At 70.6% G+C, this 15,031-nt stretch carries 11 protein-coding genes; 7 read left to right on the forward strand and 4 right to left on the reverse strand.

Translation table 11 applies throughout. The annotated features are described in order from the left end of the window. The first annotated feature begins 101 nt into the window (after positions 1–101). From ACH442_RS03105 to ACH442_RS03115, 3 genes are all read left to right on the forward strand, one after another. Positions 102–659 carry a hypothetical protein gene (locus tag ACH442_RS03105; protein WP_396120875.1) on the forward strand — a complete coding sequence of 186 codons (558 nt, stop codon included), beginning with the start codon at positions 102–104 and terminating at the stop codon, positions 657–659. Positions 660–766: 107 nt separating this feature from the next. Next, positions 767–1,873, forward strand: a complete 1,107-nt coding sequence (locus ACH442_RS03110; protein ID WP_396120876.1) for an FxsB family cyclophane-forming radical SAM/SPASM peptide maturase — start codon at positions 767–769, stop codon at positions 1,871–1,873. Next, the gene (locus ACH442_RS03115) at positions 1,870–3,489 is read left to right on the forward strand and encodes an HEXXH motif domain-containing protein (RefSeq protein ID WP_396120877.1); all 1,620 of its coding nucleotides are present in this window, start codon (positions 1,870–1,872) and stop codon (positions 3,487–3,489) included. The genes ACH442_RS03110 and ACH442_RS03115 overlap by 4 nt, the downstream gene beginning before the upstream one ends. On the opposite strand, the gene ACH442_RS03120 is transcribed toward ACH442_RS03115, so the two are convergent. The 3 genes from ACH442_RS03120 to ACH442_RS03130 form a co-directional block, all read right to left on the reverse strand. Further along, the gene (locus ACH442_RS03120) at positions 3,468–3,653 is read right to left on the reverse strand and encodes a hypothetical protein (RefSeq protein WP_396120878.1); all 186 of its coding nucleotides are present in this window, start codon (positions 3,651–3,653) and stop codon (positions 3,468–3,470) included. The genes ACH442_RS03115 and ACH442_RS03120 overlap by 22 nt on opposite strands. Positions 3,654–3,843: 190 nt before the next feature. Beyond that, the gene (fxsT, locus tag ACH442_RS03125) at positions 3,844–7,743 is read right to left on the reverse strand and encodes an FxSxx-COOH system tetratricopeptide repeat protein (protein ID WP_396120879.1); all 3,900 of its coding nucleotides are present in this window, start codon (positions 7,741–7,743) and stop codon (positions 3,844–3,846) included. Positions 7,744–7,751: 8 nt separating this feature from the next. Continuing rightward, on the reverse strand, positions 7,752–8,993 hold the full coding sequence (locus ACH442_RS03130) for a TIR-like protein FxsC (protein ID WP_396120880.1): 1,242 nt from the start codon (positions 8,991–8,993) through the stop codon (positions 7,752–7,754). A 196-nt stretch (positions 8,994–9,189) separates the two neighbouring features. Between ACH442_RS03130 and ACH442_RS03135 the strand changes: the two genes are divergently transcribed. The 3 genes from ACH442_RS03135 to ACH442_RS03145 all read left to right on the forward strand — a co-directional run bounded on the left by ACH442_RS03135 (position 9,190) and on the right by ACH442_RS03145 (position 13,022). Further along, positions 9,190–9,978 (forward strand): aminoglycoside N(3)-acetyltransferase, encoded by a 789-nt coding sequence (locus ACH442_RS03135; RefSeq protein ID WP_396120881.1) that lies wholly within the window; start codon positions 9,190–9,192, stop codon positions 9,976–9,978. A gap of 115 nt (positions 9,979–10,093) precedes the next feature. Further along, a complete protein-coding gene (locus tag ACH442_RS03140; RefSeq protein WP_396120882.1) occupies positions 10,094–11,848 on the forward strand; it encodes an alpha/beta hydrolase-fold protein in 1,755 nt (584 codons plus the stop codon). A gap of 115 nt (positions 11,849–11,963) precedes the next feature. After that, the gene (locus ACH442_RS03145; protein ID WP_396120883.1) at positions 11,964–13,022 is read left to right on the forward strand and encodes a DUF2293 domain-containing protein; all 1,059 of its coding nucleotides are present in this window, start codon (positions 11,964–11,966) and stop codon (positions 13,020–13,022) included. Between the two features lie 264 nt (positions 13,023–13,286). On the opposite strand, the gene ACH442_RS03150 is transcribed toward ACH442_RS03145, so the two are convergent. Beyond that, positions 13,287–13,880 (reverse strand): TetR/AcrR family transcriptional regulator, encoded by a 594-nt coding sequence (locus ACH442_RS03150; protein ID WP_396120884.1) that lies wholly within the window; start codon positions 13,878–13,880, stop codon positions 13,287–13,289. A gap of 80 nt (positions 13,881–13,960) precedes the next feature. Between ACH442_RS03150 and ACH442_RS03155 the strand changes: the two genes are divergently transcribed. Next, positions 13,961–15,001, forward strand: coding sequence for an MBL fold metallo-hydrolase (locus ACH442_RS03155; protein ID WP_396120885.1), 1,041 nt, complete (start codon positions 13,961–13,963; stop codon positions 14,999–15,001). Positions 15,002–15,031: the final 30 nt, after the last annotated feature.

Consider the following 15,031-nt stretch of genomic DNA (forward strand, 5'->3'; position numbering starts at 1 on the left):
AAGGTCTTGCACAGCGCCGTTCCGGCCCTAGGCTGAGCGAGCCCTGTCCGAAGAGGATGGTTCCGGCTTGCCGGACATCATCAGTCACCTCCAGGAGAGTTATGCGTTCGCTCAGCAAGGTGCTGATCGCCCTGATCGCCGGGTTCGCCGGAGTGCTCGCGGCGATCAGCCCGGCCACCGCGGCGTCCTCGGCGCCCGAGCAGCTCGGCGGGCTCGATCTCGGCGCCTACTGCCGCTCGATCGGCTACACCGATGCCGCGCTGACCGGTTCGACCGCGTACGACTGGCACTGCACCGCCGGTGACGGCAGCCGGCACGACCTGACCTTCGAGGCCGCCTGCCGGTGGACCTACGGCACCGACGCCGCGGTCGACCGGATCGACAGCTTCACCGACCCCACGTCGGTGCGCTGCTGGAAGGTCACCTCGACGGTGATCACCCCGGCGATCGACGACTACTGCACCTCGACCGGCCACAGCGGCGCCGCGCTGCTGGGCTCCACCGTCTACGACTGGCACTGCGTCAACTACAGCCGGGTGGACCCGGTCTACTTCGACGTCAGCCTCCCGGCGGTCTGCCGGTACACGGTCGGCAGCACCGCCACGATCGACCGCTTCGTCGACTTCCACGACGCGAGCACCTGGCAGTGCCGGGTCTGACGTGACGGCCCGGTGGGCGGGTGACCTCACCCGCCCACCGGGCTGTTTCCCCCCATATTCGAGCGAATGTCGTTCCCCGCGACGGCGGCAACTGGCACTATGCACCCGTGCCGGCCAGCGTTCAGCAAATCGTCCTCAAGGTGCACAGTCGATGCAATCTTTCGTGCACGTACTGTTACGTCTACGAAAGTGTCGACCAGACCTGGAAGCGGCAACCGTTCACGTTCCGTCCCGCCACTCTGCAGCGCATCGCCGAGCGCATTCACGAATACCTGTCGGAACATCGGCCGCCGGCACTCTCGGTGGTCCTGCACGGCGGTGAACCGCTACTCGCCGGGCACGACGGGATCGCCGCGACCCTGGCCGCGATCCGCGCCGCGGCGCCGGACGGGACCCGGCTGCGCTTCGGGATCCAGAGCAACGGCATCCTGCTCGACGACCGTTTCCTCGACCTCTTCCACGAGTACGGCGTACGGGTCGGTGTCAGCCTCGACGGCGGCCGGGACGCACACGACCGGCACCGGACGTTCGCCGGCGGCGCCGGGTCGTACGACCGTACCGCCGCCGCCCTGCGGACCCTGGCCGAGCCACGGCACCGCGCGATCTACAGTGGCCTGCTCTGCACCATCGACGTCCGCAACGACCCGGTCGGGGTCTACGAGGACCTGCTGCGGTTCGACCCGCCGGCGATCGACCTGCTCCTGCCGCACGGCAACTGGACCAACCCGCCGCCCCGCCCGCCGGGTGCACCGAGTTACGCCGAGTGGCTGATCGCGATCTTCGACCGGTGGTACGACGCGCCGGTCGCCCGGACCAGGATCCGCCTCTTCGAGTCGATGATGTACCGGATGCTCGGCGACGCCAGCCCCACCGAGTCGGTCGGCGGCGACCAGGCCGGCGTCGTGGTGATCGAGACCGACGGCAGTTACGAGCAGACCGATTCGCTGCGCACCACCGAGGACGGTGCCGCCGCGACCGGCCTGAGCGTCGACACCGCCTCGCTGGCCGAACTGGCCGCCCGCCTGGACGTGCCGTCGCCGCTGGCCGGGAAGTGCCTGAGCTGCCCGGTGCTGCGGGTGTGCGGGGGTGGGCTGCGCGCGCATCGCTGGTCCGACGGCTCGTTCACCCATCCGTCCGCGTACTGCGACGACCTCTACGCGATCATCCGGCACGTCGAGCAGCGCGTCGCCGCGGACCTCGGGGTGCGGGTGTGATCCTCACGCCGGAGCAGCTCGACGGCATCGCGGCCGGTCGGTGCACGCCCGCGGCGGCGGTCCTGCTCCGCGACTTCCAGCTGGCCAAACGCAAGCTGCTGATGTGGCGCCTGATGGCCGGGGCAGGCGGCGACCCGGCGATGGACCTGCTGATCCGGGCGGACGCGGCGAGCCCGGCGACCACCGCTGACGTGCTGCGGCACCCGTATCTGGACGCGTGGGCCACGCACACGCTGAACGCCGGCGGCGACCTCGGATACCTGGGCCAGTTCGCGGCGGCGGCGGCGGTGCGGGCCGGGCTGACCTTCAGCGTCGAGGTCCCGGTCACGCACGGCGGCGTCTACCTGCCGACGCTGGGCGAGGCCCGGGTCGGCGGCGCGACCACGACCGTCCGCCGCCTCGCCGACGGTGACACCCTGGTCGGCCCGGTGCGGCTCGGCGGCGCGGGCTGGGCCGACGCGCGGCGGGCCGAGCTGGAACCCGGCTTCGGGGTGAGCATCGAGGACCAGGAGCCGTACCGGGACACCTACGACTTCCGGCCGGCCGGGCGCCTCGACGCGGCGACCGCCGAGCGGCTCACCGGGCTGCTGCGCGAGGCCTGGCAGATCCTGCTGCGGCGGCATCCGGACCATGCCGCGGCGATCAGGATCATGCTGCGTACGGTGGTGCCGCTGGCCGCCCGTCCGACCGCCGGCGGGATCAGCGCCGCGTCCCGGCAGGCCTCCGGTTCGATCGCGTTCGCCGTCCCGGACACCGCCGAGGAGCTCTGCCTGCTGATCCTGCACGAGTTCCGGCACATGCAACTCGACGCCGTACGCGACCTCACCGACCTGCACGATCGGGAGTCGGCCGGGCGGTTCATGGCGCCGTGGCGCATGGACCCGCGGCCCGCACCGGCCCTGCTGCAGGGGATCTTCGCGCACGCCGGGGTGGCCGAGTACTGGCGGCAACGGCGGGACGAGCCGGGGGCGCCGGCGATCACGGCGATCGAGTACGCGTACTGGCGCCGCCAGAGCCGGATCGCGCTCGACGCACTGGCCGGTTCGGGCGAGCTCACCGAGGTCGGCGAGCGGTTCACCACGGTGCTGCGGGAGACACTCGACTCGTGGCCGGCCGACGACCCGCCGGAGGTGGCGGCGATGGTCCGCGCCCAGACGATCCGCTGGCGGCTACGGAACTGGCGGCCCGCCCCGGGCGAGGTGGACGCGGTCGTGAAGGCGTGGCGCGATGGCCGTACGCCGGAAGGGGTGGGATTTTCCGGGGTTCTGCGGGGCGACGCGGACGGCGAGCCCTCCGGGATACCGGGGATCGTCGGGGTGATCCGGCGCGCGCTGGCCGGGGCGGAGATCGGCGACCCGGCTGACCGCCTCTTCCTCAGCGGTGATCGTGCGGGGGCGGCGGCGCTCTACGCGACGGCGCTGGACAGCGACGACGACTGGGTGAAGTTCATGCTGGCGACCGGGGATCCGGTAGTCCGGCAGCGTCCCGACCTGTTCCGGGCGGTGGCGCGCGAGCTCGGCGCCGATCCGGTCCGGCTCGCCGGATGGTTCGGTGCTTGTCACCTGACCGCGGGACGATCGGGCGAAACGGTTGCTCAGAACTCCCGGTCGATATAAGACTGGAAGGGGAAGATCTCGCCCATGGAGCGCAGGAAGCGCTCTTCCAACAGCTTCATCAACACCGGCGAGACGTCACGGGACCGAAGGTCGGCGAGAGAGACCTGCGTCAGGTCGAGCATTTCGGACTCGACCTCCCCCACGGGGCCACTCTTCAGACGCATGACCGATCCTCGCAGGTTGGTGGGCGCGGGCAAACCCAGAGGGTTTTCGCGCAGGCGGAGTCCGGGTCCTGGAGAAGTAAATCACAGCGGCGAGTACACATACGAATGATCCCACCGCAACGGTGGTCAAAGCGCACACGAACAGGGAAAATTCCGTCACCCTGTCGGGTGTGGCGGGGTGCGGCGGCCCTCAGATCGGCGGCGGGGAGATGTCGCAGTTCAGGCGACGCCCGTTGATCATCGCGGTGACGTTCGGGTGCGCGTCGCCGAGGATCCGCTTGGCCCGCCGGATCGTGTCGAACCGCAACTCGTCCGCCCCGCCCCGGTCGCCCACCTGCCGCCGGCTGACCGCCAGGTTGGCCGCCACGGCCAGAGTGTCCGGATTATCCTCGGTGAGTACCTCCCGCAACGCGACCCACGTCTGCTCGTCCTGCCGGAGCGCGGCGTCGTACTCCCCCGACTCGAACATGTCACTGGCCAGATTGGCCTGCGAGGACAGGGTGTACGGGTGCCGTGCGCCCAGGGTAGCCCGGAAGGCGGTCAGCACGTCGGCGTTCAGGCGACGGGCATCGGTCGGCGCCCCCGCGAGCCGGGTGAAGATCGCCAGGTTGTTCAGCCCGGCCAGCACGAACGGGTGCTCCTGCGAGTAGACCACCTTGAACCCGTTGACCGCCTGTTCCGCGGTGATCCGGGCCGTCACGTGATCACCCAGGGCCGATTCCTCGCACGCCCGGTTCATCAGGCAGGACAGCGCTTCCGGGTGCTCGGTGCCGACCGTCTCGCGGTACCGCCGGAGGGTGTCGTTGGTGAGCGCGTGCGCGGCGTTGAACTCGCCCAGTTTGCGCAGGGTCGCCGCCAGGCTCTTCGCGGTCCGCAGGGTCAGGGACGCACCGGAGCCCAGCACCTCCTGGTACCGGCCGAAGATCCGTTCCAGCAGCTCCCGCGACTCCGCGAACCGGCCCAGGGCGCGCAGGTCGTGCGCCAGGTTGTCGGTCGCGCCAAGCGTCATCGGGTAGTCGTCGCCGAAGTAGCGCCGCCGGTCCCCGACCACCCGCTCGTCGATCTCGGCGGCGCCCGCGAAGTCGCCGACCAGCCGCAGGGACACGGCCAGGTTGGTGGCGGCCTTGAGGGTCCGGTCGTCGGCCTCGCCGAACACCTCCAGCGCCCGGTCCCGGGTGTTGCGGGAGATCTCCAGCGCCTCCTGGTAGCGACCGAGGGCCCGCAGGTCCGCGCCGACGCTGCCGGCCACGATCACGGTGTACGGGTGGTCCGGCCCCGCGGTCTCGGTGAGCCGGTCCAGCACGTAGCGGTCCAGGTCGTACGACTCGGTGTACCGCGCCTGCCAGCGCAACGCGTTGCCGAGGTGGAACGCGAGCAGATGGGTGTGGGTGTCCTCGCCGAACCGGTCGCGCCAGATCTGCAGCGCGTTCCCGGCCAGCTCCCGGCTGCTGGAGTAGTCGCTGCGTTGTTCGAGGTAGCGGGCCATGTCCGACACCAGTTGCCGGACCGCCGGGTCGGCGGACTCCAACGCGCCCGAGGCCCGCAGGTGGGGCCAGATCAGCGCGTACGTCGGCCAGTTCTCCGGGTTCTCCGGGCTGCCCCGCTCGAACGAGGAGAGGATCGACTGGACGTCGGCCCGGTCCTCGGCCTGCGCCGCCTCGTCCAGGCTGTTGCGGATGACCGCCTGCACCAGCCGGTGGATCTGGATGCCGCGGCGGCCGCTGTCCATCGTGGCCAGTGCGTAACGCCCGATCTCGCGCAGCAGCTGCCCCTGCAGGATGGGGTCCCGCAGGGCCGGGTCGAACGGCAGCAGCACCTGGGTGAAACGGCTGCTGTAGATCAGTTTCGTGGAGATCGGCTCGGGCGCGAAGAAGGCACAGATCTCCAGCAGCTTCGCCGCGGCCGGCTTGGTCTGGCGCAGCCGTTCCAGCGAGAGCAGCCAGGTCGCGGCGGTGGTCTTCTCGTAGCCCAGCGGCGGGTTCTCGTCGAGCACCCGGATCAGCTGGGTGTCCAGCAGGCCGAGGTACTGCGAGACCGACATCGCGGTCGCGGTCAGCCAGGCACCGGCCTGCTCGATGGCGAGCGGCAGATGACCGAGGCGCTCGGCGACCTGCTCGGCGTCGGCCAGGCTGATCTGCGGCACCCGGCGGCGCAGCAGTGCCACCGACTCCTCCAGGGTGAACACGCCCAGCTGCAGGGCGTGCGCCTCCTGGTTCCAGGCCTGGTTGCGGGAGGTCAGCAGTACGTGACCGGCGCCCTGCGGGATGAAGTCGCGGATGTCCTCGGGCCGGTCGACGTTGTCGAAGATGATCAACCAGCGCTGGTACGGCCGGCCCTGCCGCAGCGCGTCCAGCACGATCCGGACCGCCTCGTCCAGGTTGTCGCCGCTCTCCAGGTGCAGCGCGCGGCCCAGCTCGGCCAGCGACGAGCGGACCATGTGCGGCTGTTCCGCGGAGATCCACCACACGGCGTCGTAGTTCGCGGCGAAACGGTGGGCGTACTCCAGCCCCAGCTGGGTCTTGCCGACGCCGCCGAGGCCGAACAACGCCTGCGGCACCACCGCGGTGATGCTCGCCGAGAGCCGGTCCCGCAGCTGCTCCAGCACCACGCCCCGGCCGGTGAAGTCGGCGTTGCGCTGCTGCACGTTCCACACCGGGGGCAGCAGACCGGGGAAGCGCGGCCCGACCCGCGGGCCGTTCGTCGTGTTCGGCACCGCGCCGACCGCGGCGAGCAGCAGCTCCCGGGCCCGTTCGGCGGTGGCGCCGGCCAGGTCCACCGGGGGCCGGTCGGTGTACGGCGCGTCGATCCGCGTCCCGTCCAGCCGCACCGGCACCAGCGGCACCCGGCTGCCCGCGTCGAGCCGGGCCACCTGCTGCCAGACCGTCGCGGCGTTGCGCGAGGCCACGTAGTCCCGGGAGAGCAGGACCAGCGCGAACCGGACGCCGGCCAGGGTGCGATCGATCTGCTCCTGGACGTCCACGTCGGCGCTGGTGGCGAAGTCGACATCGGACAGAGTCGCGCGCAGGCCGGCCGCGGTGAGCTCGGAGACGACCCACTCGGCCCACATCCGGTCGACGGCGACGTAGCTGACCACGACGTCGGCGGTGGCCGGTGGGCGGCGGCGCTCGAACTCGACCAGCCAGTTGCGGCGCAGGGTCTCGTCCATCGGCGGCAACGACTGCACGTGGCCCCGGGTGATCCAGCCGGTCAACCGCTCGTACGCGGCCAGCAGCGAGTTCTCCACCAGGGGACGTTCGGCGAAGGGGGCGAGGATCTCCTCGTACGCGAAAAAGGGTTTGTAAGGAACCTCGACCTCGCCCCAGTAGCGGTCGGCGGCCTCGCCCATCTCCCCCAGGAACGGGCGGAACTCCTGGCGGGCGTAGTCGCGCCCGGCCTCCAGCTTGAGCGCCTCGGCGTTCTCGATCCGCATCGGCACCGGCAGGACCCGGACCGGGCGGCGGTCGCGCTGGGCCACCACCGAACGGGCGACCGAGGCGGCGCCGTCGATGCTCTGCGCGCTGAGCGTGAAGCAGTTGACGATGGTGTCCGGCAACTGGATCGTGCAGATGCCGGCGCTGTCGCTCAGCCCGGTGCGACTGTCGATCAGGATGTAGTCGTAGTGCTGCCGCGCGTCGGCCGCGATCGCGTTGATGAAGTCCCCGCCGCCGAGCCGGTCCCAGAAGCTGGCCCAGTCGAAGGTGCTGACCCGGCGTGCGTACGACCGATCCTGCCGCCCGGCCGGCAGCAGGTCGATGCCGCCGCCCTCGGGGAACTGCCAGTCCAGCGAGACCGCGTAGTCCAGGACCGCGGCGTGCTCGTGGACCCAGTCGGTGGACTCGGTGTGCCCGGGCTCCATCGCGGCCGAGGCGTAGTCCCACATCATGTCGATCACGCCGGGCGACGAGACCAGCTTCTTGTCGAGCAGGAACGGGTGGAAGTAGCGGTGCAGGCCGGGCGACTCCAGGTCCCAGTCGATGGCCAGCACCCGCAACCCGTTACCGGCCAGCAGCCAGGCCGTGTTGGCCAGGCTCATGGTGCGGCCCGTTCCACCCTTGTACGAGTAGAACGTCACGATCTGACCGGCACTCATGTCGTCTCCTAGCCGTCGAGAATGGGCCGGCTGCCCGCTGAGTCGGGGGTCGGACGGCGGAGGCTGCCGTTGGCGATCGCCCGGCTCCGGCACTCGGTCAGCACGAGTTGGAGCTCTTCCCCGAAGGTATCGCTGCTGAGCACGGCGGGGCGATATGTGGCGGTATGCGGACGAGCGGCGTTGCGCGGGAACGTCCGGCGGACCGACTCCAGCAGTTCCTCGGACTTGGCCTGGGTCTCGGCGTCGTCCCGGCTCCACGGGATCATCACGGCCGCTTCCTGCTCGTCGCGCTGGTCGTAGTCGCGCAGGATCCGGCTGTGCCGCTCCATCCGGGTGCTCCACGGGTCGACCAGCAGCACCACGATCTGGTTGTTGCGCCGCGCCTGCTCGATGCAGTCGGCCAGTTCGCCGACCTCCATCACCTCGGCCTTCAGCTCGCGGCCGTGCGCGATCCGGGTGGCGAACCGGGCCAGCGCCTCGTCGGTGGCCGGACGGTACGGCGACCAGTCACCGGCCTGCTCGCCGTAGAACATCCGCTCGTCGCGGCCCAGCGACGCGTCGGCGGACTCCTCCAGCGTGGGTGCCGACATGACGAAGTAGACCTGGCTGGAGAGCGGGAGCATCGCCGCGGTCCGCCCCGGGTCGAGGACCAGGCCGGCCGCGTGGGAGTTGGGCGTGGTCCGGGTGTGGAAGGCGCTGGGCAGGCGGCGGCGCTCGGCGGCCGGCGGCAGCCCGGCCTGCAACGCCTCGACGACACACTCCGCGACGTCGGTGACGAACGCCAGGTAGTCGTCCCGGTTGCGTTGCAGCCGCAGCAGCTGCCGGATGCCCCGCTCGCGGCGCGAGTCACCCTGGAACGGCTCCGACATGTACTGCACGGTCTGGGCGGCCGCGGGCAGGGTCCGCGAGGGCACCCAGCGCAGCGGGATCAGCGTCGAGTTGCCGACGCCGGTCCGCAGGTGGTGCCGGTTCACCCGGTCGGCGAAGATCGCCCATTCCTCGCCGCAGGCCTCGCTCAGGAAGTACGCCGGGGAGCAGAGCGCCAGGAACGTCCGGCATTCCGACAGCGCGTCGTGCAACCGGTCCGGCCACCGATTGCCGGGGCGGATGCCCTGATAGTCGATGAAGCCGACCTCGGCGTCCGAGTCCAGCCCCTCGAGAACGCGGATCTCCTCGCAGAGATCATTAAAGAATTGGCGCACGTAAATGTCGTCGCCACCGCGGGCGTAACTGAGGAAGAAATACAGCACACACGTCTCCGACACGGCTCGGACCCATGCGGCGGACGTTGCCGCGTAACGCACAGTACATGAACTGGAACGTGACGTGAAACCATCCGCGTCGATCTGTCACAAACCCCGAAACCGAAGAGTGTTGTCGTAGTGCAGCCGATGGAATACCTATAAGTAGGGTCCTCGCGATCCGCGGGAATCGTCAAACTATGGCATGCCGTCGGCCCGGTTCCAGACCAGACAAACGATCGCCGCCGCCCTGCGGGCACTGGGCGTGCCCCGCGGCGGCGTGCTGCTCGTACACAGTTCGCTCAGCTCGATCGGCTGGGTCAGCGGCGGGAGCGTGGCCGTCGTGCAGGCCCTGCTCGACGTCCTCGGGCCGGACGGCACCCTCGTCGTCCCGAGCCTCACCACACCGAACCGCGACCCGTCGCGGTGGGACCCGCCGCCGCCGGAGTCCTGGTGGCAGGATATCCGCGACTCGCTGCCGGGCTTCGACCCGGCGATCACTCCCAGCAGCAACGTCGGCGTGATCACCGAGCAGGTCCGCACCTGGCCCGGCGCCGTCCGCAGCGTGCACCCGCAGACCTCGTTCGCGGCGCTCGGCCCGCGGGCCGCCGAGCTGATGGCCGGCCACCGGCCGGACTGCCACTACGGCGAGGAGTCGCCACTGGCCAGACTGGAGAAGGCGGGCGCGTGGACGCTGCTGCTCGGCGTCGGGTTCTGCCGGACCACCGCGTTCCATCTCGCCGAGTACCGGATTCCGGGGGCCGGCACACGGACGTACGGCTGCGCGGTTCTCGACGCCGACGGTGAGCGCCGCTGGATCGAGTACCAGGACGTCTCGCTCGACGACGGCGACTTCGCCCTCCTCGGCGCCGACTTCGAACGGGCCGCCGGGCACGTGATCGCCCGGGGTCTCGTCGGGACGGCCTCCTGCCGGCTCTTCCCGATCGCGGACGCCGCCGCCTACGCCGAGAAGTGGCTGGCAGCCCACCGCTGATCGCACACGATCGCACAAGCTTTCGTACTTGTTGACATCGATCACGAATATTGCGAGTGTGCGTCCAGCATGTTTCGTGTGTGAATTTGTGAACGTCTCCTCAAGGAGAGGCTCGATGTCACCGACCACTCATCGCTTCGGCCGTGCGGGTGTCGCCCTGCTCGGCACCCTGCTCTTGACGCTTACGTCTGTGAACGTTCCCACATCGGCTTCAGCAGGCACGATACCCCGAACGGACACCTCCTGCGCCACCACCGGCTCGGTCGATTTCGGCGTGGACCTGGCCGGCTCCGGCTGGAAGTTCACCACCGGCGACGACACCGCGTGGGCAGACCCGTCGTTCGGTGACGGCGCCTGGCGGGACTGGACCGTCCCGGACAACTGGGGCGACCACGCCGACCTGTCGAACTACGACGGTTACGCCTGGTATCGCAAGACGTTCACACTGCCCGAACGGCCGGCCGGGGTCACCGACTCGGCCGTGGTGGCCGCGCTCGGCAAGATCGACGACGCCGACCAGACGTACCTCAACGGGCAGGAGATCGGGCGCACCGGCGGGCTGCCGCCCACCTTCGACTCCACCTGGGAGGTACCGCGCGAGTACTACCCGGCCGACGGACTGCTGCACTGGGGCGCGACCAACGTCCTCGCGGTCCGCGTCTACGACGGCACCGGGGGCGGCGGCTTCTACCAGGGGCCGGTCGGGTTGTTCTCCAAGGCTCGGCTGCGAGCGCTCGCCGGCACGACCGGGACGGCGGCAACCCGTACCCAATTGGCTCATGTCTGCGAGGTTCTGAACCGCCAGCATCGCGCCATCGCCGCCGGGGACCTCCGGACCTACGCCGCGACCCTCGCGCCGGGCTTCTTCCACCAGGGCGACACCACGCAGCGACGGCTCGCCTCCCTCCGCGGCGGCCGCACGACGCTGACCGACACGCAGGCCGAGGTCTTCGTCGACAGCCAGGGCCGGCTCGTCGTCGACACCATCCGCACCTGGGGAAACCTTTCGCCGACCCGGGAACTGCTCTACCTCGACCCGCGCAAGAACCTGGAACTGGGTGACCACGCGCGCTTCTTCCGCGACGACTACGACTCCGCGGCGATGGGCCGGCGCACACAGTTCAACGTCTACCTGCCGCCGAGCTACACCCGCACGACCAACCGGAAATATCCGGTCGTCTACATGCTCAACGGCTTCAACGGCAGCAACATCGAGTGGGAGGCGCGCGACATCGACAGCGTCCTCGACAAGCTGATCAAGGACAACGGCCTGGAGGAGAGCATCGTCGTCTTCCCGGACGGCGGCAGCGGCTGGTACGTCGACACCTCCGCCGGCAACTACCGGACCATGATCGTCGATGAGATCGTGCCGCTCGTCGACCGCAGCTACCGGACCATCGCCGATCGTGACCACCGCGGGATCAGCGGCGTCTCGATGGGCGGCCAGGGCGCGTTCACGCTCGGCCTGAGGAACCCGGCCGTGTTCAGCTCGATCGCCAGCCACATGGGCGCGCTCAGCCTGTCCCCGCTGGTCGGGACCGCCGCTGAGCAGGCCACGAACGCCGGACTGCGCCCGCTCACCCTGGTCGCCGGCATGACCGCGGCCGAGCTGAACCAGCACCGGTACTACTTCGACGGCGGCGACTCCGACGACTACCGCTTCGGGGTGGCGGCGCAGCAGATGAGCACGGCGCTCGCGGCCAAGGGCGTCCGGCACGACTACCAGCTCGGCCCGGGGCGGCACGACGACGCGTACTGGATGCCGAAACTGGACCGGTCGTTCGGACTGCACAGTGAACAGTTCCGGGCCCATCCGGTGCGGCAGGCACGTGAACCGAAGCCGGTGCGAACGCCGTACACCTGGCCCTGATCCGGAATCTCGATCCTGCTGGGCTCTCGATCGCGGACCCAGCAGGATCAACCCCCTTCCGCCGTACGGCGTCAGCCGTTGAAGCCCGTCCGCGACGCGCGGTAGCGTGCCGTCCATGCAGCCCGTCACGAAGCTGGAGAAGCGGGTGGTGACCGCGGCCGATCAGGCACTGACGAGTCAGGGGCACGTCTGCCCGATCGACGTCCTGTCCGGAATGGGATGGTTGCCACTCGGCCTGGTGACCGACTGGCGACAGGGCCGGGTCGCGCACCTGGAAGCGGTCGCGGCCGTCCCCGCCGACCGACTGAGCGACGCGCTGGAGATCTTTCACCGCTGGGTGCGCAGCCGTGGCCTGCGCGCGAGCGAGATCGACTACGTGTCCGCCACCCGGGACAGGCGGCCGTTGCGCTTCACCGAGGACGGCGACCCCGGCCGGGAGCTGGCCTACCGCACCCACTGGATGCCGGTCGACCTGCCTGAACGTCAGCGCGAGAAGATCACCACCCGGCAGAGCAAACCACCCGACCTCGTCGTCGTCATGCCGCTGCGCGCATTCACCTGCGCCGCCTGCGGCGAGGAACGCGACGACATGCTCACCATGGACGACGCCGGCCCGCTCTGCCTCGGCTGCGCCGACCTCGACCACCTCGTCTTCCTGCCCGCCGGCAACGTCGCCATGACCCGCCGCGCGAAACAGGCCAGCCGGCTCTCCGCGGTCGTCGTCCGCTTCAGCCGCTCCCGCCGCCGCCACGAACGCCAAGGCCTGCTGGTCGAACAGGCCGCCGTCGAACAGGCCGAGGAACAATGCCTCACCGACGAGGAAGCCCGGGCCCGCCGCCGCGACCGCGAACGCGAACGGCGCGAAGCCCGGGACGAGACGTTCACGGAAGACCTGGCCGCGGAGATCGGGCGGCTGTTCCCCGGCTGCCCGCCGGAGCGGGCCGTGGCGATCAGCCGGCACGCGGCGGTCCGGGGCAGCGGCCGGGTCGGGCGCAGCGCCGCCGGGCGCGCCCTCGACCCGGAGGCGGTCACCCGGGCCGTCATCGCGTCGATCCGGCACGAGGACACGCCCTACGACGAGCTGCTGATGGGCGGCGTCCCGCGGGACGAGGCCCGCAGCCGGATCCGGCAGCGGATCGACGAGGTCCTCGACCACTGGCGCCACCCCGCCTGACCTTTCCGGCGCGCCACCTGCGCCCGGTGGCGACCCGCTGCTGGTGTACCGGACGCTGGGGCACTATCACGCGCATCCCGGACAGCGAGCGCATCCCGGACAGCTCACGCATCCCGAACAGCGCGCGCATCCCGGACAGCGCGCGCATCCCGGACAGCTCACGCATCCCGAACAGCGCACGCATCCCGAACAGCGCGCGGAGCTTTCCACCGCTGCGGGGCTCAATGGCGTACGCCGAATCGGGGTTTGTCGTGAAGAGCGCCGTCAGGGGGCGTAGCCGCGCTGGATGAAGGCGATCGTCTCGGCCAGGCCCTCTTCGATCTCGTCGTCGGAGAAGCCGCCGCTCAGCGCGAGGTCGGTGACGCCCTGCAGGATCGCGGCGAGGGGGACGGCGAGCAGGAGCACCGGGCCGTCGCGGACCTCGCCGCGGCGCTGTCCGTCTTCGATCAGGCCGGTGGCGAGGGCCATCAGCCGGTGGGTCGCCTCGATCAGGTCGGCCGGGGCGCCCGGCTCGTGCTTGCGCGAGAACATCAGCTCCAGCAGCGCCGGGTTGCCGGTCGCGAACGTCACGTAGGTCCGGGTGAGCACGGTGAGCCGGGAACCGAACGCGTCGCCGGCCTGCTCCAGCGCCCCGGTCATCGCGGTGGTGAGGCGATCGAAACCGGTCATCGCGAGGGCGTCCAGCAGGGCCTGCTTGGTCTTGAAGTGGCGGCTCGGCGCCGCCGGGCTGACCCCTGCCTCGCGGGCCAGCTCGCGCAGCGACAGCTCGCCGGGCCCGCGCTCGCGCAGGGTCTCCTCGGCCAGGGCGAGCAGGGCGGCGCGCAGGTCCCCGTGGTGGTAGGAGGGGCGGGTCTTCATGACCGCCAGCCTACCGTGATGTAGGCGACGAACACATTGTGATCGTTGCCTACATTGTTATCACCGCTTACATTGAGCGCATGCCCTTCACCATCGCAGCCCAGATCGGCGGCAAGTCCACCGGCGCCCGCCTCGCCCGCGTCGAAGCCTCACCCCAGTTCGCCGACGGCAAGTTCCGCAACAGCGTGCCGACCCCCTCCTCGCTGTCCCTGACCGCTCTCCCCCGGATCGCCGTCGCCGCGTTCACCGGGACGGCCGAGCGCCGCCCCCACCACGCAATTCCGCTGGTCAACCCGGCCCTCGACGAGGCCGGCGGCCTGCACGTCACCTGGCTCGGCCACTCCACCGCGCTGATCGAGATCGAAGGGCGCCGCGTCCTGCTCGACCCGGTCTGGAGCGAACGCTGCTCCCCCACCCGGTTCGCCGGCCCGCGGCGCCTGCACGAGCCGCCGCTGCCGCTGCACTCGCTGCCGCCGATCGACGCCGTGGTGATCTCCCACGACCACTACGACCACCTGGACATGACCACGATCCAGGAGCTGGCCGCGCACCACCGGGCGACGTTCGTCGTGCCGCTCGGCGTCGGCGCGCACCTGGAACGCTGGGGCGTCTCCCTGGCCCGCATCGCCGAACTCGACTGGAACGAGACCCATCGGCTCGGCGACCTGGAACTGATCGCCACGCCGGCCCGGCACTTCTCCGGCCGCGGCTTCAGCCGGGACGAGACCCTCTGGGCCAGCTGGGTGATCAAGACGTCCACCCGGCGGGTGTTCTACTCCGGCGACACCGGCTACTTCCCCGGCTTCGCCGCGATCGGCGCCGAGCACGGCCCGTTCGACGCGACGCTGGTCCAGGTCGGGGCGTACGGGACCGACTGGCCGGACATCCACATGGTGCCCGAGGACGGCGTCGCAACCCATCTGGACGTACGCGGTGGCCTGCTCATCCCGGTGCACTGGGCGACCTTCGACCTGGCCACGCACAAGTGGGCCGAACCGGCCGAACGCACCTGGCGCGAGGCGAAAGCCCGGGGCGTCCAACTGGCCATTCCGCGCCCCGGCGAACGCGTCGACGTGGACAACCCGCCCGAGGTCGACGCCTGGTGGGAACAGGTCGCCTGATCACTTTCCGCCAGACTGGCCCGGTGGAGC

It is taken from the genome of Actinoplanes sp. NPDC020271 (assembly GCF_044388125.1).
Classification (GTDB): Bacteria; Actinomycetota; Actinomycetes; order Mycobacteriales; family Micromonosporaceae; genus Actinoplanes.